A 22,368-nucleotide genomic window follows, 5' to 3' on the forward strand; every position below is an offset into this window, starting at 1 on the left:
ACGCATAGTGGGAACCATGACCGCAATCGTGGAACTGACCCGCCTCCGCGTCGCGCCGGAGCAGACGGAGGCGTTTCTCAAGGCCCGGCCCGGCATGGTGGCGGATTTCGAGGAGGACCGCAGCGGGTTCCTCGGCGCGCGGCTCGTGCGCCTGCCCAACGACGAGTGGCTCGACATCGTCGACTGGGCCACGGCCGAGGACCGGGAGACCTCCCGCGCCAAGGGGGCGAACCGGCCCGGCATCGCCGCGTTCTTCGCCACCATCGCGGCGGTCGTCAGCGCGGAGGACGGTACCCCCGTCTGAAATGGCGCGAGTAGACATCGTCACGTGACGGTGGCGGGATTATTCCGGGAAGATGTCCCGTTTGGAAGGCCATAAATATTGAGAGAGGGTAACGACTAGGGTTCCGAGGCTGTCACACCGGCATCGCGGAGCGTCAGATGGGCTGGTCCCAGTCGATCTGCACGAGAGGTGCCGATGAAGCTCATCTCGATCGTGTCCCGGGCCGCCGTCGTAAGCGTCGTGACCACCACCGTGGCCGGCGTCGCGGCGGTGGCCCTGCCGGTGGCCGCCTCCGCCGCGCCGCCCGCGTTCAAGCTCCGACCGGCGATCACCGGGCACGTGGAGCGGGTCTCCCGCACCGCCCCGCTGTCCACGTCCGACTGCGTCGCGCAGATCGGCATCCACTGCTACTCGCCGCTGCAGTACCGCACGGCCTACAACCTCAACCCGCTGTACTCCCGCGGCATCACCGGCAAGGGCCGCACGATCGTCATCGTCGACTCGTTCGGGTCGCCGACGATCCAGCACGACCTCGAGGTCTTCGACGCGCAGTTCGGCCTGCCGAACACCACCGTCCAGGTCGTCAAGGCGGGCGTCATCCCGCCGTTCGACCCGAACAACGGCGACCACGTCGGCTGGGCCCAGGAGACCACGCTCGACGTCGAGTACGCGCACGCGATGGCCCCCGACGCCAAGATCGTGCTGGTCGAGACCCCGGTCGCCGAGACCGAGGGCGTGACCGGCCTGCCCGAGATGATGAACGCCGAGAAGTCGCTCATCGACAAGGGCGTCGGCGACGTGATCTCGCAGAGCTTCGGCGCGACCGAGAACACGTTCCCCGGCTTCGACAAGGGCGACTTCCGCAGCATCCAGGGCCTGCGCTACGCGTTCACCGACGCGGCGCTGCACGGCGTGACGGTGCTGGCCGCCTCCGGTGACGCCGGGGCGACCGACTACCAGGCGAACGGCGAGGACCTGTACCCGTACCAGGTCAACTCCTGGCCCTCGTCCGACCCGCTGGTGACGTCGATCGGCGGCACCCAGCTCAACCTCGACAACTCCGGCAAGCGCGTCTCGAACGACGTGGTGTGGAACGACGGCTACGGCGCGACCGGCGGCGGGCTCTCGCACGTCTTCCCGCGCCCGCTGTTCCAGGCCGGCGTCCGCAACGTGGTGGGCAACCACCGCGGCACCCCGGACATCTCGATGAGCGCGGCCGTCGACGGCGGGGCGTGGGTGTACTACTCCTTCGTCGGCGCCGACTCGCCGTGGCACATCTTCGGCGGCACCAGCGAGGCCACCCCGATCTTCGCGGGCATCGTGGCCCTCGCCGACCAGCAGGCCGGCCGCCGCCTCGGCGACATCAACGCGGCGCTGTACCTCCTGGGCGCCGGCAGCACCCGCACCCACCTGCCGACCGGCCTGGTCGACGTGACCTCGGGCGACAACAGCTTCGCCGACGTCACCGGCTTCCCGGCGGGACCCGGCTACGACCTGAGCACGGGCTGGGGCACCATCGACGCGAACAAGTTCGTTCCGGCGCTGGCGTTCCTGTAGCACCACGCGACACGGGCCGCCTCGGACAACCCGGGGTGGCCCGTTTTCGCGTCATGAGCAGCGCCCGCAGCCGGGCCAGGTCCTGGCGCCCACGCCGGCGGTCGTGAGACAGGCCGCCGCGTCGAAACCGGGCAGCGCGCCACCATCGCCGAGCGGTACGACAAGGCATCTCCTCGGCGCGGATGGGTAAGGATGCCTGGGTGAGCACGGGAAGGAGTGCGGGACGATGCGGGTGAACGAACTGCTGACCGAGGGCTTCGGGCGGCTCCCAGACCTGGTGCGCGGGGCCGTCGAGGGGCTGAGCGCCGAGCAGCTGCACTGGGCGCCGCAACCCGGGGCCAACTCCGTCGGCTGGCTGGTGTGGCACCTCACCCGGGTGCAGGACGACCACGTCACCGACCTGATCGACGGGGCCGAGCAGCTGTGGGTGACCGGGAACTACGCGCCGCGGTTCGGGCTGAAGGCCCAGGCCCACAACACCGGCTACGGGCACTCGCCGGACCAGGTGGAGACGGTCCGGGCCGAGTCGGCCGAGGCGCTGCTGGAGTACTTCGAGGCGGTGTACGAGCGCACGCGGGGCTACGTCGCGCACCTCACCGACAAGGACCTCGACAAGGTCGTGGACGAGCGCTGGGACCCTCCGGTGACGCTCGGCGTGCGGCTGGTGAGCATCCTCGACGACGACGTCCAGCACGCCGGGCAGGCGGCCTACGTCCGGGGGCTGCTGCCGCAGTAAAGCGTCGTGCAGGACACACCGTCATGTGGCCCGAACGGTGGTGTACTTGATTCAGAGGGTCCAATGCCCCACTTCGGGAGTTGCACATGGACGAGCGTTCGCAGCAGCGGCACCGCGTGGTCGTCATCGGCGCCGGGTTCGGGGGCCTTTTCGCCACCAAGGCGCTGAAGAGCGCGCCGGTCGATGTGACCCTGATCAACGGTACCGCCTATCACCTCTTCCAGCCGCTGCTGTACCAGGTGGCCACCGGCATCCTGTCGGAGGGCGAGATCGCGCCCCCGATCCGTGAGGTGCTCAAGCGCCAGCGCAACGTCAAGACACTCCTGGGCACCGCGACCCACGTCGACCCCGTCGCCAAGCGGGTGGACGTGGTCGCGCCCGGGGTGGCGTACAGCGTGGAGTACGACTCCCTGGTCGTTGCGGCCGGCGCCTCGCAGTCCTACTTCGGCAAGAACGAGTTCGCCGAGTTCGCGCCCGGCATGAAGAGCATCGACGACGCGCTGGAGCTGCGCGGGCGGATCTTCGGCGCGTTCGAGCTGGCCGAGATCGAGACCGACCCGGCCGTCATCGAGCGGCTGCTCACGTTCGTGGTCGTCGGGGCCGGACCGACCGGCGTGGAGATGGCCGGGCAGATCGCCGAGCTCGCGCACCGGCACCTTCCCGGGCAGTACCACAACATCGACCCGCGGCAGGCGCGCATCATCCTGGTCGACGCGCTGCCGACGGTGCTCTCCACGTTCGGCGACCACCTGTCCACGCAGGCGCTGCGCCAGCTGCACAAGCTCGGCGTCGAGGTGGAGCTGTCGACCAAGGTGGTCGACGTCGACGAGACCGGCATCGAGGTCGAGACGGCCAACGGGCGCCGGCGGATCGAGTCGGTGACCAAGATCTGGGCGGCCGGCGTGGCCGCGCCGGCGCTGTCGGTGCAGATCGCCGAGGCGACCGGTGCCGAGACCGACCGGGCCGGGCGGCTCAAGGTCAACCCGGACACGACCGTCCCCGGCCACCCGGAGATCTACGCCGTCGGCGACATGATGAGCCTGGACAACCTGCCCGGCGTGGCCCAGGTGGCCATCCAGAGCGGGCGGCACGCGGCCGGGCAGATCAAGAAGCGCCTGGCCGGCGAGGAGACGGGGCAGCCGTTCAAGTACTTCGACAAGGGCAGCCTGGCCACCATCTCGCGCTTCTCCGCCGTGGCGAGCGTCGGCAAGTTCCACTTCGCCGGGCTGCTGGGCTGGCTGCTCTGGCTGGTGGTGCACCTGCTCTACCTGGTCGGCTTCAAGAACCGGGTCACCGCGGTGATGCACTGGTTCGTGAGCTTCGTCGGCCGCGGCCGCTCGGAGCGGGTGGCCACGTTCCAGCAGGTGTTCGCCCGCCGGGCGCTGCAGGAGTACCAGGAGAAACTGCCGTAAGGTAGCGCTCGTGGCAGCGCGTCCCGAGCTGATCGCGGCTCGCCGTGATCGCTCCGGGGCAACCCCGGGGGCGCAATCTTGAGCACCGCAGCACATCGCCGGCCCCCGACCGCGCTACGCGCGACACCGGGCAGGCACGACCGGGCGACGTCGGGGCGCGCTGCCGCCCATGCCCTCGCGCACGCGTTCCTGGCCGCGGCCGATTGGTCGCGGCCAGCGCTGCTCGAGGCCGGCTACGAGGTGCTGGGGCGGCGACCGCGGTGGATGGGCCCGCTCATTTCTTCCATGCTGCGGGGGTACCCGCATGCTCCCGCCGACCGCCCGCTCGAGCTCGCCGCCTTCGTCGCGGCGCAGCTGCCCGACCGGGTGCCGGCGCGGATCGCGGTGCGGCGGGCGGTGCCGACGCGGGTCGTGCGGATGCGGTGGGACACGCCGCCGCTCGACGATGTGGCCGCCCTGGCCGCGTTCCTGGAGCTGGACATCGACCGGCTCGACTGGTTCGCGGACCGGCGGGAATGAACAGGAAGAGCACGGGCGAACGGCTGCGGCACTACCGGTACACGTGGATCGGTGCGCGTTTGATCGAAGCGCCCAAACCCGCGCTGCGCGCTTTGCAACGGCGGCTGCTCGACGAGGTGCTCGGGCGCGTTCCGGTGCACGAGAACGCGCACGGATTCGTGCCCGGTCGCTCGGTGCACACGTTCGCGGCGCCGCACGCGGGCCGGGCCGTCGTCGTGCGCATCGACCTCGCCGCGTTCTTTCCGAGCATTTCGGTGCAGCGGGTGTACGGCCTGTTCCGCGCGATGGGCTACCCCGAGCCCGTCGCGCACACGCTCACCGCGTTGTGCACGACGAGCACACCGTTCGCCGTCGCGCGCAGTCCGGTGTTGCGCGCTCCGCACCTGCCGCAGGGTGCGCCGACGTCGCCCGCGCTGGCGAATCTGTGCACGTTTCGGCTCGATCGGCGGCTTCACGGGCTGGCTCGTTCGTTTGGCGCGCGGTACACGCGCTACGCCGATGATTTGGCGTTCTCTGGTTCATTCGCTCCGGCTGGATTGCTCGATGCCGCGCGCCGGGTGATCGCCGACGAGGGTTTCCGCGTGAATGCGGCCAAGACCCGGGTGCGCGGCCGCGGCGACCGCCAGCACCTGGCCGGCCTCGTGGTGAACGAATCGCCGGCCGCGGCGCGCGCCGAGTACGACCGTTTGCGCGCGATCCTGCACGGCGCCGCGCACACCGGACTGCACGCGGCGAACAGAACCGGACATCCGGACTTCGCGGCGCATCTGCGCGGCCGGATCGAGTGGGTCGGCGCCGGTCGCCCGGCCCGGGCCGCGAAACTGCGGGAACTGTACAGGGCGGCTGTCGCGACAGACTTGTGATCGGGTGCGATATTCGATCTCGTGACTGTGGACGCCGCTCCCGCCCGGATGTTCATCCGCTCCGACTTCACCGTGTTCGGCCTGTGCGCCGTGGCCGTCGGGCTGGCGGCGGTGACCCGATATGCCGGCGTGTCGTCCGTGCTCGCCTTCGTCGTCGCCGGAGCCGCCGTGGCCTGCCTGGCCTCGTTGGTCGGCCGCAGCGTCGAGCAACTCGGCGACCGCTTCGGCGCGGGCGCGACCGGCGTGCTGCAGGGCGCGCTGGGCAACCTGCCCGAGCTGTTCATCGGCTTCTTCGCGCTCAAGGCCGGCCTGGTCTCGGTCGTCCAGTCGGCCATCATCGGCTCGATCCTGTCGAACATCCTGCTCGTGCTCGGGCTGGCGTTCGTGGCGGGCGGGCTGAAGCACGGTACGCAGAAGTTCAACTCCGAGCGCGCCCGCACGACGATGGTGCTCATGGTGCTCGCCACGGGCGCCCTGGTGCTGCCCAGCCTGGCGTCCTATGTGCACACGCCGGCCGAGCCGCACGAGAAGACGCTGTCCATTTTCGTGGCCGTCATCCTGCTCATCGTGTTCGCGCTGTCGCTCCCGGCCAGCCTGAAGCGCTCGGCCTCGGCCGGCCCGGACGTGCACATGGAGCCGCCGCGCTGGCCGATCTGGGTCGCCGTCGGCCTGCTCGCGGTGGCCAGCGGCTGCGCGGCCCTGGTCTCGGACTGGTTCGTCTACGCGCTCGAACCGGCCATCGACGCGCTGGGCATCTCGCAGGCGTTCGCCGGCCTGGTCATCGTGGCCATCGCCGGCAACGCGATCGAGAACGTGATCGGCATCAAGCTGGCCTGGAAGAACCAGTCCGACTACGCGCTGAGTGTGATCATCAACAGCCCGCTGCAGATTGCGCTGGTCCTGGCCCCGGCCCTGGTCCTGCTCTCGCTGCTCACCGCGACCACGCTCACGCTGGTGTTCGCCCCGATGCTCATCATGGCCGTGGCGATCACGGTGATCGCCGTGGCCTTCATCGTCTTCGACGGCGAGTCGACCTGGCTGGAGGGCGCCTGCCTGGTCGCCCTCTACGCCATCATCGGTGCCGTCTTCTGGTGGGGCTGAGCTCTACTCTTCTGGGGTCACTCGAAGAACTTCAGCCCGAATCCCGTGTCGGCGGTAGGACCGGGGACATTCGCCCGCCGGTACGTCACGTTCCCCCACCACACCGCCGAGCCGATGTACCAGTAGCGGGCCGACCACGAGTACGGCGTCCCCTTCGCGACCGCGTGGAACATCGTCGGGAACCGGTTGCCCGACGGCGGGCTGGTCGCGATGTCGCCCCGCTCGAGCACGAACGTGTGGTGCCCCGGCCCGTCGACGTACAGCGTGGCGTCCCACCCGGCCATCATGTTCGGCTGGTACGACCCGAACAGGCAGCCGTTGCTCTTGTACCAGTCCCACACGTACGTCGGATCGCCGCCGGCCCGCAGCCGCAGGTCGGCGATGCAGTACTTGCTGCTCCAGCTGCCGTTCGCGGAGTACGTGATGTGCAACTGCCCGTTCGGGTCGAGCACCGGCTCGGGCCCCTCGTTGATGAACGGGTTCCCGACCGTCCGCTCCCACGCCTCGCGCGGCTGCGAGATGACGAACCGCGCACCCGTGGCCGCGGTCGGACTGCTCATGCGCGCGATGTACAGGTTCTGCTCGACGTTCGTGTCACCCGCCCACCCGGACCAGACGAACCACCGCTGCCCCTGGAACGTGAACGGCGCCCCGTCGATGGCCCACTTGTCGTTGGGCAGCGCGACCTTCGCGGCCGCCGAATAGCCGGTGTCCGGACTGGTCGAGCTGATGTGGTACATCCTGTGCGCGGCCCCGGTCCCCGCCGAGAAATACACCCGGTAGCGCCCGTCGTAGTACACGATCTCGGGCGCCCAGACCTCGCCGAGCCCGGTGTCCTTCCAGACCTGCTTCTTGGGCGCACTCGCGATGCCGGCGAGCGTCGTGGCCGTACGGATGGCGATGCCCCCGTCGACGGACTTGGCCGCGACGTAGAGCCCGTTCACCTTGATCACGCTGGGATCGGCCCCACCGAGCGCGGTCGCGCCGGCATTGGCGGTGCCAACCGCGGCAAGCGATCCAACCAGGACGAGGGCGGCCAGCCCATAACGCCAGAAGCGACCCATACCCCCGAGTTGACCCGGAGGCACAGGCCGCTGTCAATAGACTCTCACCAATTAGTAAGGACTGCTTAAAGTTCTAGTACAACTATGGGAAATCGTTGTCCCGCCGGGCAAACGGGGTCGCGGGGACCAAGACCGCGGACGATAATCGCGAGCGCCATTTCCCCTCGTTCTAAGGAAGAGTGTGCGCAAGTCCCTCTTGGGCGGCATCACGGCGGCGGCGGTCGGGGCGGCCTCGGCCCTCGCCATGGTGAGCAGCCCGGCGGCCGCCGCGAGCACGACCCGGCAGGTCGTCTACTTCGCCTCAGCCGGTGATACCACCATGGGCGTGTTCGATCCGAACACCCTGCAGTACCTCACCTTCGCCGTCCTCGACGCCGGCCCGAAGGCGATGGTGGCGTCGCCGGACGGCAGCCGGCTCTACATCTCCTCCAGCGTCAGCGTTTCGATGTCCATTTTCGACACCGCAACCAGCACGGTCACGGGGCATGTGCCGGTCGGGATCGGTGCCGGGGGCATCGGTGTCAGGCCGGACGGCCGGTACGTGTACGTCGCGGCCGGCGCCACCAACCAGGTGAAGGTCGTCGACACGATGTCGAACGCGGTCATCGCGACCGTCGGCGTCGGCTCGGCGCCGGACGGGCTGGCCGTCAGCCGCGACGGCGGCCACGTGTACGTGCTCAACACCGGCTCGAACAGTCTGTCGGTGATCGAAACCGGCACCAACACCGTCACGGCGACCGTCGCCGTGGGTGAGGCTCCGCAGGCCGTCGCGGTGGCGCCGGACGGGCGGCGGGCGTACGTGCTGAACGCGGCCAGTACCGGCGGCTCGGTCTCGGTCGTGGACACGGTGAACAACGCGGTCACGGCGACGATCCCGGTCGGCGGGCACCCGTCCGGCATCGCGATCACGCCGAACGGCGCTCGTGCGTACGTCACCAACAGCGCCGACGACACGGTGTCGGTGATCGCCACCGCCAAGAACAAGGTGGAGGCGACGATCCCGGTCGGCGACGCTCCCCGTGCGGTCGGCGTGACGCCGGACGGCACGCACGTCATCGTCAGCAACGCCGGCGACGAGGACAACGCGAGCCTGATCGACGTCGCGACCAACACGGTCACCGTGAACTCGGACAGTGTCGCCTGGGACCCGAGCTTTCTGGCGATCGCCACCGTCCACCCGGCGCCACCCAAGGCGGACTTCACGGTCACCACGCAGTCCGACTACGGCTCCGTCCAGGTCAATTCCAGGGACCACAGCACGCACGGGTTCGCGTGGATCAGCCGCTACACCGTCAACTGGGGCGACGGGAGCCCGGTCACCGACCTTCCGTACGACGGCAACCACACCTACCAGCGCGCCGGCAACTACACCATCACCGTGACGGCGGTCGACGAGATCGGGAACACGGGCAGCGCGACCAAGCAGGTCGCGGTGTACCCGCGCACCAACACGTTCGGGCTGCTGTCGCGCAGCAACCTGCGGTACGCCACGACGGACAGCACCGGCGCCGGCCCGCTGGTCGCCAACCGCACCGCGATCGACTACCCGGACATGTTCGATCAGCTGGACCTCGGCAACGGCGAGATCGCCCTGCGGTCGCGCATCACCCAGCGGTACTTCACGATCGACTCCGCCAACCGCCTGGTCGCCTCGGGAGCAACGGTTGCCGACGCGGCTCACTTCCGGATCGTCCAGGGCGCCGACGGCGTCCTCAGCCTGCTGGCCGTCGCGACGAACCGGTACGTCAGCAGCAACGCCGGCACAGGCGCCCTCACCGCCGACCGTACCGAGATCGGCCCGTGGGAGCAGTTCTACGCCACCGTCCTCGTGAACCGGCACATCACCGCCAAGGTCAACAACCGGTACGTCACCGCGGACAACGGCGGTAATTCGCCGCTGATCGCCAACCGCACGACCGTCGGCCAGTGGGAGACCTTCGACGAGATCGACGCCGGCAACGGCTACGTCGCGCTGTTCTCGCACGCCGACAACCGCTTCGTCACGGCCGAGAACGGCGGCAACGCGGCCCTGATCGCCAACCGCACCACCGTCGGTTCCTGGGAGAAGTTCAAGTTCTCCGACACTTTCGGCGGCTCCATCCAGGCGAACGCCAACGGCCGCTTCGTCACGGCCGAGAACGGTGGCAACGCGCCGCTCATCGCCAACCGCACCGCGGTCGGCGCCTGGGAACAGTTCGACGTGTACTGACGCTCGCCCGCCCGCCCTCGTCGAACGTGAGGGCGGGCGAGCAACCGCGTTACCGAGTTCGCGGCCGGCGGGCGCCGAAGGCGACCAGCCCGACGCCTGCCGCCGTGACCAGCCCGGCCCAGATCGCCAGGATCGCCACCGGCGCCCCCGTGACCGGCAGCCCACCGCTCCCGCCGGACGACGTGGCGGCCGCCGTGGTGACGGGCATGCGGATCTGGTGCGTGTTGCCGCTGCTGTCCACCCCGGACGCCACCAGGTTGTGCGAACCCGCCGGAATCGAGGCCGGAATCGTCACCTGCTTCGTGAAGGAGCCGTTCGCGTCGGTCGTGGCCGTGCCGAGCACCACCGGCGAGCTGTACAGCACGACGGTCGCGGTCGAGTAGGGCGCGAATCCCGTACCGACGACCGTGATCTGCTGGGACGGCGCGACCTTCGACAGCGTCCCCTCCGTCGTGGTCAGCGTGGTCGGCGCCGCAGCCGGGGCGGCCGCCGGCACGTCCGGGGACGCGGCGGTGACCGGGCCGGACGCGAGCGAATCGGCCGAGTCGCCCGACGGGCTGTGGGCCACCACGGTGTACGTGTACGACGAACCGCTCACCGCCCCGATCACGCACGACGTCGCGGTGCGCGCGTTCGTGGTGCACGTGGCCGGCCCGGGATGCGCGTAAACCGTGTACCCGGTGACCGTGCTGCTGGCCGCCTGCGTCCAGGTGACCGTCACCGACGCCGTCCCCGCGGTGGCCGTTGGCGCCGCCGGGGCGACGGGAACCGTGCTCAGTGCGGCGCTGGTGCTCGCCGGACCGGTACCGACGGCGTTGATGGCTCTGACCTGCACCTGATAGGACGTCTCCGCGATCAGGCCCGGGATCGTGCGGTTCGCGTCGAGCGGGTTCCAGGTCTGTCCGCCGTCGGTCGAGACCTCGTAGCCCGTGATGGGCGAGCCGCCGTTCGCCGGGTCGGCGAAGGAGACGACCGCCGAGGTGGCCGCCGGGGTGAAGGCCAGCGTGGCCGGAGCGGACGGCACGGTCGCCGGGGTGATCGCCGTGGACGCGCTCGATTCGGCCGAGTCGCCCGTGCCGTTCGTGGCGTGCACCGTGAACGTGTACGCCGTGCCGTTCGTCAAGCCGCTGATCGTGCACGGGCTGGACGCGCAGGTCGCGGTCAGGCCGCCCGGGGTCGACGTCACGGTGTACGACGTGATCGAGGCGCCGCCCGTGCTGCCCGGCGCGGTGAACGTCACCGAGGCCGAGGCGTTGCCGCGCGTGGCGCTCACGGCCGTCGGCGCACCGGGCACGGCGGCCGGGGTGATGGACTGGTTGGTGGACGGATGGCCGTCGCCCTTGGCGTTGACCGCGCGAACGCGCACGCCGTACTGCGTGCCGTTGGTCAGGCCGGTGACCGTCCCGCTCAACGTGGCGCCGGTGACCGTGGTCGGCAGCGTCGCCCAGTTGGTGCCGCCGTCGGTCGAGATCTCGTACCGCGTGATCGCCGAGCCCTCGTTGCTCGGCGCGGCGAACTGGACGCGCACGCCGCCGTCGAGGGCCGTGGCGGTGACCGCCGGCGCGGCGGGAACGTCCGACGGGGTGACCGCGTTGGACGCGGCGGACTCACCCGAGCTGCCGATCGCGTTCGTGGCGTGCACCGTGAACGTGTAGGCCGTGCCGTTCACGAGCGACGAAACCGTGCACGGGCTGGACGCGCAGGTGTTGCTGATGCCGCCGGGATTCGAGGTCACGGTGTACCCCGTGATGCTCGAACCGCCATCGCTCCCCGGCGCCGTGAACGTCACCGACGCCTGTCCCGCGCCGGCCGTGGCCGTGCCGATCGTCGGCGTGCCCGGTAGCGAGGCCGGCGTGACGGCGCTCGATGCGGACGAGGCGGCCGAGTCGCCGATCGCGTTGGTGGCGCGAACCGTGAACTGATAGGCCGTACCGTTGGAAAGCCCTGTCACCGTGCACGGACTCGCCGCGCAGGTCTTGACGATCGCGCCCGGGCTCGACGTGACCGTGTAACCGGTGATCGCCGAGCCGCCGTTGCTGACGGGCGCGGTGAACGACACCGCCGCCTGCGTGTCGCCCGGCGCCGCCGACACCTGCGTGGGCGCACCCGGAACGTCGGCCGGCGTGACCGAGTTGGACGCGCCGGACTCGCCGGAACTGCCCGCGGCGTTCGTGGCGTGCACCGTGAACGTGTAGGCCGTGCCGTTCGCCAGTCCCGTGACCGTGCACGGGCTGGACGGGCAGTTCTTGGTGATCGCGCCGGGATTCGAGGTCACCGTGTACCCCGTGATCGTCGAACCGCCGTCGCTTCCGGGCGCGGTGAACGTGACCGACGCCTGTCCCGCCCCGCGCGTGGCCGTGCCGATCGTGGGGATGCCCGGCGGAAGGGCCGGCGTCACGCTCACCGACGGGTCGGACTCCGGCGAGTCGCCGTTGGCGTTCGTGGCGTGGACGGTGAACGTGTAGCCCGTACCGTTCGTCAGTCCGGTCACGACGCACGGGCTGGACGCGCAGCTCTTGACGATCGCGCCCGGATTCGAGGTCACCGTGTACCCGGTGATCGCCGAGCCGCCGTCGCTGCTCGAAGCCGTCCACGACACCGTCGCCTGCGTGTCCCCGGGCGTCGCGGCCACCTGCGTGGGCGCGCTCGGCACCGCCGGCCCGTTGAACGTCAGCGTGACCGAGCCGTTCAGGCCGTCGCCGGCGACCAGCCCGGGCAGTTGGACGCCGCCAGTACCGCTCTTCACCCCGATGACGCCCGCTGGCAGATAGGTCGGGTGCGCGTACGAGGAGCCGCCCCCGCCACCGGCCTCGTAGATGTTCAGGATGCCCTGGTTGCCGGTGGCGCCGCCGCCACCGCCCGCGTAGCCGCCACCGCCGGTGCCGCCAGCGCTCTGGTTGGGGTACGTGCCGCCCGTGCCACCGGCGGCCAGCGTCGGCAAGGCCGGGTTGTCGCTGCCGCCGGTGCCACCGGCGCTGTAGTTCCCGGCCCCGCCCGCGCCCCCGGTGGCCCCGTTGCCGGCCGCGCCGGGTGCCGCGAGGCCCGAGTTCTCCGACGTGCCGGGCGAGCCCGCGTCGCCGCCGTCGCCGTTGTACGAGCCGCCCCCGCCGGCTCCCGCGACCGCGATCTTCGCCAGCAGCGCGCTGCCGGCCCCGAGCGCGAACACGCCCGAACCGGTGCCGCCGTAGCCGTAGCCGTGGTTGTCGCCGCTGCCGCCGGTACCGACGAGGACGTAAACCGACGTCGTGCCCGGTGGAAGCGTCGCGGTGCCGGTGACCTCGGCCCCGTGCCCGCCGATGTGCTGCCGCGCGGGATAGCCGGCCCCGCCCCCGGCCCCGACGACGTCGAGGTCGATCGACGTCGTCCCGGCCGGCACCGCGAGCGTGAACGCGCCCGCCGTCGTGCACGAGACCGTGCTGCGCGCCGCCGGCGCCGAGGCGTCCGTGCACGGCGAGGTCACCGCCCACGCCCCGGTGGCGGGCACCAGCACCGATCCCGCCACCGCCATCAGCCCACCGATCGCCGCCGCGACCCGCCGCCCCATCGACCCCATGTGATTCCCCGGCTTCCGAGCCCCAGCCGCCCGAAATGCGGCATATCAGCAGATTGTGCCGAGGGTATCACTAAGCGTGACGGAACGCTCACCACCACTTCATGTGCACGGGCCGCGCTACAACTTCGAGCACCCGCCCGAGCTGACGTCCGGGTGGAAGATGTTCAGCGCCGTCTGCGGCCCGTACGACCCGTCGGCGGAGATGTGCTCCCGCCCCTGCGCGCGCACCAGCGCCGCCTTCGTCTTGTCGCCGAAGATGCCGTCCTGCTTCACGCCGGTCTCGCTGTAGCAGTGCACGAGCGTCCACTGCAGCTGAATGACGTCGTCGCCGCGGTCGCCGTAGTAGACGCCGCAGAGCACCGTGTCGCTCGACCCGGTCCGGTACACCGGCAGGTCGAGCAGGCCGCCCTTGAGGTTCGGGATGAGCCCCACCGCATTGCACTTGGGCGTCGCCGCCTGCGCCGCCGTACCGGTGGCGACAACCCCGACCCCGGCCGCGACCAGCGCGGCCACCGCACCAACGGCACCGCGGACCAACGCCCTCTTCAGGCTGAGCACAGTCAATACCCCCGTCTCGCACACATCAGCGTCCGTCGACGCCGTGGGCGGGCAGTCTAACAACTTTCGATCTTTTGTCCCGTCCCCGTAGTAAGAAGGGTGATGTGCCCCAACCGACCCTGTTCCTGACCGTTGGCCTCCCCTGCACCGGCAAGACCACCGCGGCCCGGCGCCTCGAGACCGAGCACCGGGCCCTGCGCCTCACCAAGGACGAGTGGGTCAAGGCGCTGTACGGCGACGAGAACCCGCCCGCGGCCCAGGACGTCATCGAGGGCCGGCTCATCGCGATCGGCCTGCGCACCCTGGAGCTCGGCACCAACGTCATCGTCGACTACGGCCTGTGGAGCCGCGACGAGCGCTCGTCCCTCCGCCAGGCCGCGGCGGACCTCGGCGCGGCGGTGGACATGCGGTACTTCACGCTGGAACCGGCCGAGCAGCGGCGCCGCCTCGACCGGCGGCAGGCCGAGGCGCCCCACACGACGTGGCCCATGTCCGACGCGGAGCTCAGCGAGTGGGCGGCCTTCTTCCAAACCCCGACCCCGGGCGAGCTCGACGGCAGCGAACCCATCGACGCCCCACCGCCCGGCTTCGCCACCTGGACCGCCTGGCGCACCCACCGCTGGCCGCCGACGGTCTCCGGCACCAGCTAGCAGTCGGCGGGAAGTGCGTCCTCACCAACGGCGCGCCCCGGAAGCGACCTGACCGCTGACACCGGCAGCCCGTGAGGCACGTGCTGGGGCCGCAGCTCAGCCCCATGCGGCCCCGCGCTCGAGCCGTAGCTCGTGAGGGGGTTCGGGTGGAGGCGAAGCCTCCCCCGGCCTTTCGGAAACACAGCGGGGCGCGGCCGCAATGGCCGCGCCCCGCCTGCGTTGCTGACGTGCTTAGTGGTGCACCGGGTACAGCGGCTCGCGGGCGGCCGTCACGCTGCTGTCGGCGCGGAGGGTCTGCGCCTTGGCGAGCGAAGCGGTCGGGTCCGGCTGCGGCAGGGCGTCGCAGCTCTTGTCGGGGCGGTCGCCCGACTTGCGCTGCGGGAGCTTGCCGGTGGCCAGGTAGTCCGCGATCGTGTTGTCCACGCACTCGTTGCCGTTGAGCGAGTTGGCGTGCGTGGTCTGGCCGACCTCGGCGAGGAGCGCGCCGTGCGGGAAGCGGCGGCGGGCCTCCAGGCTGCCCTCGAACGGGGTGGCCGCGTCGAGGGTGGTGCCGACGAACAGGACGCTCTTGACCTTCGAGCCGTCGACCTTGACCGGCTTCTGGGCCTTGCCGGGCCAGTAGAGGCACGGGGCGTTGAACCAGGCGTTCGACCAGGTCATGAACGGGGCCTTCAGGAACGTGAGCCAGTTGTCGCGCTCCCACTGGTTCCAGCTCTGCGGCCACTGGACGTCGGTGCACTGCACCGCGTTGTAGACCGCGAAGCCGTTGTCGTCGCCGGGGCCGATGTAGTTCTCGTAGGCCGCGACGATGATGTCGGTGTCGTGGTTGTTGGCCCAGCCCGCGAACGCGTCGGCCAGCTCCGTCCACGTCGACTGGTAGTAGCCGGCGTACAGGAAGATGTCCGTCCACTCGCTCGCGCCGACCACGCCGCCGGCCGGGGCCGCGCGGAGTTTCTGCTGCTCGGCGTACCAGCGGAGTTCGACCTGCTTGGCGGTCTTGCCCAGGTGGTAGACGCTGTCGTACTTGGCCAGCCAGCCGAACCAGATTTCCTCGTTGCGCTGGAAGTTGGTGTCCTGGTCCAGGTTGGCCTGGTACCACACCTTGCGCACGTCGACGTTGCCGTCGAGGACCATGCGGCGCACCTTGTCCGGGTGCAGGGTGCCGTAGACCTGGCCGAGGTACGTGCCGTACGAGAAGCCGTAGTAGTTGATCTGCTTGGCGCCGAGCGCCTTGCGGATCGACTCCATGTCGTTGACCGAGTCCACCGTGGTCATGTGGTTGAGCAGCTCGCCGCCGGCCTTGCCGCAGGCCTTGGCGTAGCCCTTGGACTTGTCGAGCCAGAGGTTCTCGAGGTTCTTGTTCCACGGGATGTACTCGGGGCGCGGCCCGGCGAAGTAGTCGTCGTCGCAGTGCAGCGCCGGAACGCTGGAGCCCACGCCGCGGGGGTCGAAGCCGATCCAGTCGTAGGCCTCGCCCGCGCCGTTCGGCACGTACTCGCCCAGGACCGACAGGGTCAGGCCGGAGCCGCCGGGGCCGCCCGGGTTGACCAGCATGACGCCCTGGTAGTCCTTGTCGGCGACCTTGTGCTTGATGCGCGAGACGGCGATCTGGATCTTCTTGCCGTTGGGCTTGTTGTAGTCCAGGGGCACGTCGAGCAGGCCGCACTCGGCGCCGCGGGAGCGCAGGCCGGCGCTCGCGCACTGGCCCCAGGGAACCGAGGCCGAGTAGCCGTCCGCGTTCGGCGCGGCGGGAGCGGCCAGGGCGCTCGCCGCCGGCGCGAGGGCCACGGCCATCGCCGTGGCGGTGAAGAGGACCAGCCCCTTCACGGTTCTGTTCGTCAAGACAACCCTCCCAAATCTGCCCAAATCTGTGCAGTGGCCAGCTGATTCGGGTCAAACAATGTCACGCCGATGCTTTCGGCCCGGCCCGCCGCGCGGAACCCGTAGCACCCTTTCCTCCACCCGCGAAAAACCGATGTCGGGCGGCAATCGCACTCCGGTACAACGGTGGGATGCTGCGCAAGTACCCTCGGACACCGCACCTGCAGGGCTCGCGCCTGCAGCCCGGGGACCACGACCTCGCCCAGGTCCCGTTCGCCGAGCTGGCCGGGCGGACGCTGGTCGTGGAGGAGAAGCTCGACGGGGCCAACGCCGCCATCAGCTTCGATGAAGACGGCACGCTGCGGCTGCAGTCGCGCGGTCACTATCTGGCGGGCGGCCCGCGCGAGAAACAGTTCGCCCCGTTCAAGGCGTGGGCCGCCGGGCTTCAATACCAGATGTGGCCCGTGTTGCGCGAGCGATTCATCCTGTACGGCGAATGGCTGTACGCGAAGCACACCGTCTTCTACGATGCGCTGCCCCATCACTTCTGCGAGTTCGACGTGTACGACCGTCAATCAGAAACATTTCTGTCGACGCCGCGCCGGCGCGAGCTGCTCGACGGGCTCGGCATCGCGACCGTGCCGGTGCTGGCGGAGGAGGCGTTCCCGGATCTGGCCGCGCTGACCAAGCTCGTCGGCCCGTCGACCTGCCGCACGAGCGGCTGGCGGGGCGCGCTGCGCGAGGCCGCGCTCGCCGGGGGCGCCGACCCGGACCAGGTCGCGCGCGAGACCGACCTGGCCGAGGAGATGGAGGGCCTCTACCTCAAGCTCGAGGACACCGGCACGGTGCTGGGCCGCTACAAGTGGGTCCGGCCGAGCTTCCACACCGCGATCCTGGACTCCGGCAGCCACTGGCAGGACCGGCCCATCGTGGCCAACCGGGTCCGCCCGTGAGCGAGCTCGCGGCGGCGCTGGCGGGCCTCGAGGGGTTCCGGCTGCGGCCTTCAGAGGAACAGCAGCGGGTGTACTCCGCAGCCCTGCTCCTCCCGGAGGGCGAGCTCGGGGCGCGGCGCATCCTGTGGGAGCGCGGGGTGCCGATCGCCTGGCGGGAGCACGTGGCCGCGCTGGTCCGCCACCACCGCCTGCCCTTCGGCGCGCTGGACCGCCCCGACCTCGACCGGGTCGCGTTCCGGGTCGGCCTGCTCGCCCGCAACGACGACCTGGCGCTGCTGGCGGAGGCGGACGCGGCGGCCGCCGGGGACGAGGACCTTCGGGCGGAGGTTGCGCTCTTCAGGCAGTACACGAGCGAAATGGGTTGTTTGGACAAGGCCCGGGAGTTCGCCTCGGATCATGCGCGGTTCGAGTATTTCCGGACGCCGGGGCGGGATCCGGGCTATGCCGCGTTCGACGCGACGACCTTCACCGTGACCGTGATGTCCGGGCTCCCGGGCGCCGGCAAGGACCACTGGATCGCGGCCAACCGGCCGGGGGTGCCCGTGGTCAGCCTCGACGGCCTGCGCGCGGAGCTGAAGGTCCGCCCGACCGACGACCAGGGCCCGGTGATCGCGGCGGCCTATGCGCGGGCGCGCGAGCTGCTGCGCGCGGGCACGGCCTACGTCTGGAACGCCACGAACACGACCCGCGCGCTGCGGTCGCGGTCCATCGGGCTGGCCGCGGACTACGGCGCGCGGGTCGAGGTGGTGAGCGTGGAGGCCCCGCCGGACGTGGTGCACCGGCGCAACCGCGAGCGGGCGCGCACCGTGCCGCCGGCCGTCATCGACCGGATGGCCCGGCGCTGGGAGCCGCCGGACCCGACCGAGGCGCACGCGGTGCGCTGGGTGTCGAACGCCTAGCGGGCGGAGGTCGTGATGCGCTGGCGCTGCATCGCGAGCGCCTGCAGGGCTGACGAGCGGATCAGCAGCAGCGGGCTGAGCGGCTCGTTGGCCGCGATCGGCCGCGCGTACGGGCGGTTGTCGCAGGCCCAGCCGTTGTGGATGTCGTACTCGACGGACAGCGAGCCGTTGTTGGTCATCTGGTAGTCCAGCAGCACGCCGGGGCCGAGCGAGCGGGTGGCGATCTCACCGGCCATGTGCGGGATCGGCGAGAAGAAGAACGCCACCTTGGGCACCGGCTGGAACAGGTCGACGTCGATCAGGTCGAAGACGCCCATCGGCTGGTACATCCCGTGGGCATCGTGGATGCACATCCCGGCGCCGAGCTCGGTCCGGCCGGTGTTGTCGATCTCCATGTGGCCGGCCGGGCCGCCCGGTGTGACGATGCCGGCGCCGTCGTTGCCGGAGACGGTCAGCACGCTGCCCAGCGGGGCCGGGTAGTTGTGCGTGGCCACCACCTTGGTGCTGGGCGCGTGCGCGGTGTGGCGGGTGGTGAACATCGAGTACGTCTCGGTCCACGCGATCTCCATGTGGCGCTCGAGATAGTGGGCCGAGAGCCAGATCGTCGGAGCGCCGCTCGCCGAGGTCGCGATCGCGTGGAGGCCGAAGAGCGCGAAGTGGTGGTCGCGCAGCTGGTCGATCGTGGCGTCGTTCATGTCGATCGTGAGTTTGTGCTGCTCCACGCTGTCCTCCAGGGTTCGTGCGGGCTCTGGGGAACAGTGTGGAGCGGGCAGGTTGCACGACCGGGCAATCAGTGAAAATCGTTCACGATCGCCTCGGCGGCCTGGCGCAGCTCGTGTTCGTCGGGCAGCCAGGCGTTGGCGATGTCCGGGTGGAGGCTCTCCCGGGCGAGCTCGATGAGCCGGTGGCTCACCTCGTCCACGGACTCGCCGTGGTAGTCGTGGGCGATGACCTCCGCGGCGCGCTGCAGCGCGGAGGTCAGCTGGGCCTCCAGCGGCTCCTGGAGTCGCTGGACGGCGGGGTCGGCGTGGTCGGCGTCAATCGAGACGTGCAGCTCCTGCATGGCCCTGATGATGCCCGCTCGGGCGAGGTTTCATGCTTAGGCGGCGACGGAGCGGCGCGCCCTGATTGCCTGAATTGTCCGGGAGGCCCCGGGGTAGGTCGCGCGGACCTGGGCCAGCGCCCACGCCATGCGCGCCACCGCGGTCTCCGGGTGGTCGCCGAACTCGCCGGCGACCCGCGCCGCGCAGCCCCGCACGCCCATCCGCCGCAGCGTGGCCGCGACGGCCGCGCGGATCTCGCCGCGGGCCGGGGACTGCGAGCACTGCAGGTCCGAGGCGAACAGCGCCTCGGCCCGAACGGCCTCGAAAGTGGTGGTAGCCATCTCGCACCTCCTGTGCGCCTCGTTTTGAGGTTCCCTGATGACAATCACGCTAAGGACACGCGGACGGTTCGGGCTCACGGTTTCATGCCAGCGTCGTCTGTTGGTCACCATGGGTTGATCCACTAGCAGGGTGCATGGGTGGCGGGGCTGTGGCAGGGTGAGACAGTGTCCCTGACGCCCAGCACTCCACCTGGGACGCCCACCAGCGCGCCGCTGCCGCTGCACCGGGCGGCCCGCATCGAGGACGCGTTCCACGCGGTGCTGGAGCGTCGCCTGCGCCGGCGGGGCTGGAGCGTGGCCGTCACGGCGTACACGGGCTACGGCTCGGCGGCGACGCCCGACCGGCCCGGCTGGGTCCGCGTGCTCGGCCGGGTGCTGCTGGCCCGGCTGGACCCGAAGCCCGGCAAGCGGCTCAAGAAGCTGCGCGGCTGGCGCTCCTTCACCGCCGTGTCGGTCAGCAACGCGCTGGTGAAGATCGAGGCGGGCGGCCGTACCTCCGAGGTGCGCTGCGACCGCGGCGGCTTCATCGACGTCGTGGTCGAGGCCGACCTGGCCCCCGGCTGGGGCACGGTCACGCTGCAGTGCGAGAACAGCGAGCCGGTCGAGGCGCCGATCCGGATCATCGACCCGACTGCCACCCGGCTCGGCATCATCTCCGACGTCGACGACACGGTCATGATCACCACGCTGCCGCGGCCGCTGCTGGCCGCCTGGAACACCTTCGTCCTCGACGAACATGCCCGCGCTTCGGTACCGGGAATGGCCGTGCTCTACGAGCGCCTGGTCAACGCCAACCCGGGCGCGCCGGTGTTCTACCTCTCGACCGGCGCCTGGAACGTGGCCGCGACGCTGACCCGGTTCCTGTCCCGCCACCTGTACCCGGCCGGGCCGCTGCTGCTCACCGACTGGGGCCCGCAGCCGGACCGGTTCTTCCGCAGCGGCCAGGCCCACAAGCGGGCCTCGCTGTCCCGGCTGGCCCAGGAGTTCCCGGACATCCGCTGGCTGCTCATCGGCGACGACGGCCAGCACGACCCGGAGATCTACGCCGAGTTCGCGGCCGAGCACCCGGACAGCATCGCCGCCGTGGCCATCCGCCACCTGTCCCCCGCCCAGGCGGTCCTGGCCGGCGCGTTCCCGGGTGTGGCGGGGAGCCCAAGGCGCTTCCCGCCCAACGACCGCAGATGGCTCAGCGCCCCGGACGGCGCCGGCCTGTGGCGCCTGCTCCGGGACACTGAGATCCTCTAGATCGTGGTGACGAGGCCGCCGTCGATCACGATGTCGGCGCCGGTGATGTTGCCGGCCGTCTCCGCGGCGAGCAGCAGGACGACCTGAGCCACCTCGCTCGGGCGGCTGAACCGGCCGGTCGGGGTGCCGGCGACCGCGGCCGCCTGGACCGCGGCCGGGTCCAGGCCCTGCGCCTGCGCGATGGTCTCGGCCACGCCGCCGGCCCCCAGCCACAGCGGGGTCTCCACCGGGCCCGGGCTGACCGTGTTGACCCGGACCCCGGCCGGGCCGAGCTCCTTCGACAGCGACTTGCAGAAGCTGCGCAGCGCCGCCTTGGCCGCGCTGTAGTCGATCACCCCGGGGTCCGGCAGCGCGGCGTTGACCGAGCAGACGGTGACGATCGCCGACGGGGCGCTCCGCAGCAGGTGGGGCACGGCGGCCCGGGTCGCGCGGATGGCCGAGAACAGGTTGGCCTCCAGCGCCCCCTGCCAGTCCTCGTCGGTGACCGACAGGAAGCCGCCGGTCCGCGGCCGGACCGCGCCGACGTTGTTGACGAGCACGTCGATGCCGCCGAAGCGGTCCACCGCCGCGTCGGCGAGGGCCTGGCAGCCGGCCGCCGTCGTCAGATCCCCGAGGACCACGTGCGCGCCGAGGGCGTCGAGCTCGGGCGAGCCATGGCGGGCACCGGCGGTGACGTGGGCACCCTCCTGTACAAGCGCGCTCGCAATCGCGAGACCGATGCCCTTGCCGGCGCCCGTCACCACCGCGCGGCGGCCCGCGAGGCCGAGGTTCACAGCGACTGTTCCTTGAGCCAGGTCAGGCAGGTGTCGGCCACCTCGCGCCAGCCGGAGTCGATGGTCAGCGAGTGGGCCCGGTCCGGGAACGTGATGATGTCGGTGACCGCCTCCGAGTGCCGGTACTGCTTCAGCGTCGCCCGGGTCACCGACTCCGGCACGGTGTGGTCCTTGCCGCTGGCGATGAGCAGCAGCGGCCCGCGGTTCTGGTTGTCGGTGGCCACCTTGGCCGGCGAGTGCGGGTCGAAGTTCGCGGTCGCCGCCTCGAACAGCGGCTTGCCCGGCGCGGGGATCGTCCAGCGCTCGAACAGCTCCTCCGACTCCTGCTCCGAGACCTCGTTGGTGAACGCGAACCGGAACTGCTCCGGGGTCAGCGAGACCGCGCGGTGCCGGTTGGCCGGGTTCTTGAACACCGGGAGGGTGGCGCGGAGGGCCGAGAGGGGCACGGGGAGTACCCCCTTGATCTGGGCGGCGTCGATGGCGATGGCGGCCAGCGCGCGGTCCTGGCCGAGCAGCTTCTGCGCGATCATGCCGCCGAACGAGTGCCCGATCAGGATCGGGGCGCTCGGGAGCCGCTCGATGATGCCGGCGAAATGGGCCACCACGTCGTCGATGCCGTGGTCGCCGATCGCGTCGGGGTTCGCGCGCGAGGCCTCGACCGTCTCGCCGTCGCCGGGCCAGCCGGGGGCCATCGGCTCGTAGCCGGCCTCCCGGAACAGCTGGACCCACGGGTCCCACGAGGTGGCGTGCAGCCAGAGGCCATGGATGAAGAGCACGGGGGTTGTCAC

The 22,368-nt window shown here is 70.9% G+C and carries 21 protein-coding genes; 12 read left to right on the plus strand and 9 right to left on the minus strand.

The features are described from left to right. The first annotated feature begins 16 nt into the window (after positions 1 to 16). From ACQPZ4_RS49870 to cax, 7 genes are all read left to right on the plus strand, one after another. Positions 17 to 304: an antibiotic biosynthesis monooxygenase family protein gene (locus tag ACQPZ4_RS49870; protein ID WP_433053475.1), complete on the plus strand. Its 288-nt coding sequence runs from the start codon at positions 17 to 19 to the stop codon at positions 302 to 304. Positions 305 to 478: 174 nt separating this feature from the next. Then, complete coding sequence (locus tag ACQPZ4_RS49875; protein ID WP_433053478.1) at positions 479 to 1,840, plus strand: S53 family peptidase; 1,362 nt, start codon at positions 479 to 481, stop codon at positions 1,838 to 1,840. A 226-nt stretch (positions 1,841 to 2,066) separates the two neighbouring features. Next, positions 2,067 to 2,576 carry a mycothiol transferase gene (locus tag ACQPZ4_RS49880; protein WP_433053481.1) on the plus strand — a complete coding sequence of 170 codons (510 nt, stop codon included), beginning with the start codon at positions 2,067 to 2,069 and terminating at the stop codon, positions 2,574 to 2,576. Between the two features lie 86 nt (positions 2,577 to 2,662). Continuing rightward, positions 2,663 to 3,988, plus strand: a complete 1,326-nt coding sequence (locus tag ACQPZ4_RS49885) for an NAD(P)/FAD-dependent oxidoreductase (RefSeq protein ID WP_433053484.1) — start codon at positions 2,663 to 2,665, stop codon at positions 3,986 to 3,988. Positions 3,989 to 4,273: 285 nt separating this feature from the next. Continuing rightward, on the plus strand, positions 4,274 to 4,507 hold the full coding sequence (locus ACQPZ4_RS49890; protein ID WP_433053487.1) for a hypothetical protein: 234 nt from the start codon (positions 4,274 to 4,276) through the stop codon (positions 4,505 to 4,507). After that, a complete protein-coding gene (locus ACQPZ4_RS49895) occupies positions 4,504 to 5,370 on the plus strand; it encodes a reverse transcriptase family protein (RefSeq protein WP_433053490.1) in 867 nt (288 codons plus the stop codon). Before ACQPZ4_RS49890 ends, ACQPZ4_RS49895 begins: the two co-directional genes overlap by 4 nt. A gap of 21 nt (positions 5,371 to 5,391) precedes the next feature. After that, on the plus strand, positions 5,392 to 6,471 hold the full coding sequence (cax, locus tag ACQPZ4_RS49900) for a calcium/proton exchanger (RefSeq protein WP_433053498.1): 1,080 nt from the start codon (positions 5,392 to 5,394) through the stop codon (positions 6,469 to 6,471). 17 nt (positions 6,472 to 6,488) lie between these two features. Here cax and ACQPZ4_RS49905 read toward each other — a convergent pair whose 3' ends face one another. Then, a complete protein-coding gene (locus ACQPZ4_RS49905; RefSeq protein ID WP_433053501.1) occupies positions 6,489 to 7,535 on the minus strand; it encodes a glycoside hydrolase family 43 protein in 1,047 nt (348 codons plus the stop codon). Between the two features lie 181 nt (positions 7,536 to 7,716). On the opposite strand from ACQPZ4_RS49905, the gene ACQPZ4_RS49910 reads away from it, so the two are divergent. Next, the gene (locus ACQPZ4_RS49910) at positions 7,717 to 9,744 is read left to right on the plus strand and encodes a beta-propeller fold lactonase family protein (protein ID WP_433053504.1); all 2,028 of its coding nucleotides are present in this window, start codon (positions 7,717 to 7,719) and stop codon (positions 9,742 to 9,744) included. A 49-nt stretch (positions 9,745 to 9,793) separates the two neighbouring features. Here the strand turns inward: ACQPZ4_RS49910 and ACQPZ4_RS49915 are convergent, their stop codons facing one another. Both ACQPZ4_RS49915 and ACQPZ4_RS49920 read right to left on the minus strand, forming a co-directional pair. Continuing rightward, a complete protein-coding gene (locus ACQPZ4_RS49915; protein WP_433053507.1) occupies positions 9,794 to 13,288 on the minus strand; it encodes a beta strand repeat-containing protein in 3,495 nt (1,164 codons plus the stop codon). Positions 13,289 to 13,414: 126 nt separating this feature from the next. Further along, positions 13,415 to 13,810 (minus strand): peptidoglycan-binding domain-containing protein, encoded by a 396-nt coding sequence (locus ACQPZ4_RS49920; protein ID WP_433053510.1) that lies wholly within the window; start codon positions 13,808 to 13,810, stop codon positions 13,415 to 13,417. A gap of 149 nt (positions 13,811 to 13,959) precedes the next feature. Here ACQPZ4_RS49920 and ACQPZ4_RS49925 point away from each other — a divergent pair, with 149 nt between their 5' ends. Beyond that, positions 13,960 to 14,505, plus strand: a complete 546-nt coding sequence (locus ACQPZ4_RS49925) for an AAA family ATPase (RefSeq protein ID WP_433053514.1) — start codon at positions 13,960 to 13,962, stop codon at positions 14,503 to 14,505. A 231-nt stretch (positions 14,506 to 14,736) separates the two neighbouring features. On the opposite strand, the gene ACQPZ4_RS49930 is transcribed toward ACQPZ4_RS49925, so the two are convergent. Further along, complete coding sequence (locus ACQPZ4_RS49930) at positions 14,737 to 16,347, minus strand: alpha/beta hydrolase (RefSeq protein WP_433053517.1); 1,611 nt, start codon at positions 16,345 to 16,347, stop codon at positions 14,737 to 14,739. 170 nt (positions 16,348 to 16,517) lie between these two features. Here ACQPZ4_RS49930 and ACQPZ4_RS49935 point away from each other — a divergent pair, with 170 nt between their 5' ends. Beyond that, on the plus strand, positions 16,518 to 17,279 hold the full coding sequence (locus ACQPZ4_RS49935) for an RNA ligase family protein (protein WP_433053520.1): 762 nt from the start codon (positions 16,518 to 16,520) through the stop codon (positions 17,277 to 17,279). Continuing rightward, positions 17,276 to 18,178, plus strand: a complete 903-nt coding sequence (locus tag ACQPZ4_RS49940; protein ID WP_433053523.1) for an AAA family ATPase — start codon at positions 17,276 to 17,278, stop codon at positions 18,176 to 18,178. Before ACQPZ4_RS49935 ends, ACQPZ4_RS49940 begins: the two co-directional genes overlap by 4 nt. Here the strand turns inward: ACQPZ4_RS49940 and ACQPZ4_RS49945 are convergent. From ACQPZ4_RS49945 to ACQPZ4_RS49955, 3 genes are all read right to left on the minus strand, one after another. After that, a complete protein-coding gene (locus tag ACQPZ4_RS49945; RefSeq protein WP_433053525.1) occupies positions 18,175 to 18,900 on the minus strand; it encodes a hypothetical protein in 726 nt (241 codons plus the stop codon). The two genes, ACQPZ4_RS49940 and ACQPZ4_RS49945, sit on opposite strands and share 4 nt — an antisense overlap. 68 nt (positions 18,901 to 18,968) lie before the next feature. Continuing rightward, a complete protein-coding gene (locus tag ACQPZ4_RS49950; protein ID WP_433053528.1) occupies positions 18,969 to 19,241 on the minus strand; it encodes a hypothetical protein in 273 nt (90 codons plus the stop codon). A gap of 36 nt (positions 19,242 to 19,277) precedes the next feature. Next, entirely contained in the window at positions 19,278 to 19,562 is a 285-nt protein-coding gene (locus ACQPZ4_RS49955) for a hypothetical protein (RefSeq protein WP_433053531.1), read from the minus strand. 171 nt (positions 19,563 to 19,733) lie between these two features. Between ACQPZ4_RS49955 and ACQPZ4_RS49960 the strand changes: the two genes are divergently transcribed. Continuing rightward, positions 19,734 to 20,807 (plus strand): App1 family protein, encoded by a 1,074-nt coding sequence (locus tag ACQPZ4_RS49960; protein ID WP_433067089.1) that lies wholly within the window; start codon positions 19,734 to 19,736, stop codon positions 20,805 to 20,807. On the opposite strand, the gene ACQPZ4_RS49965 is transcribed toward ACQPZ4_RS49960, so the two are convergent. Further along, on the minus strand, positions 20,804 to 21,580 hold the full coding sequence (locus ACQPZ4_RS49965; protein WP_433053534.1) for an oxidoreductase: 777 nt from the start codon (positions 21,578 to 21,580) through the stop codon (positions 20,804 to 20,806). The genes ACQPZ4_RS49960 and ACQPZ4_RS49965 overlap by 4 nt on opposite strands. After that, positions 21,577 to 22,368 carry an alpha/beta hydrolase gene (locus ACQPZ4_RS49970; protein WP_433053537.1) on the minus strand — a complete coding sequence of 264 codons (792 nt, stop codon included), beginning with the start codon at positions 22,366 to 22,368 and terminating at the stop codon, positions 21,577 to 21,579. Before ACQPZ4_RS49970 ends, ACQPZ4_RS49965 begins: the two co-directional genes overlap by 4 nt.

Origin of the sequence: Dactylosporangium sp. CS-033363, from assembly GCF_050942475.1 — a bacterium.
Classification (GTDB): Bacteria; Actinomycetota; Actinomycetes; order Mycobacteriales; family Micromonosporaceae; genus Dactylosporangium.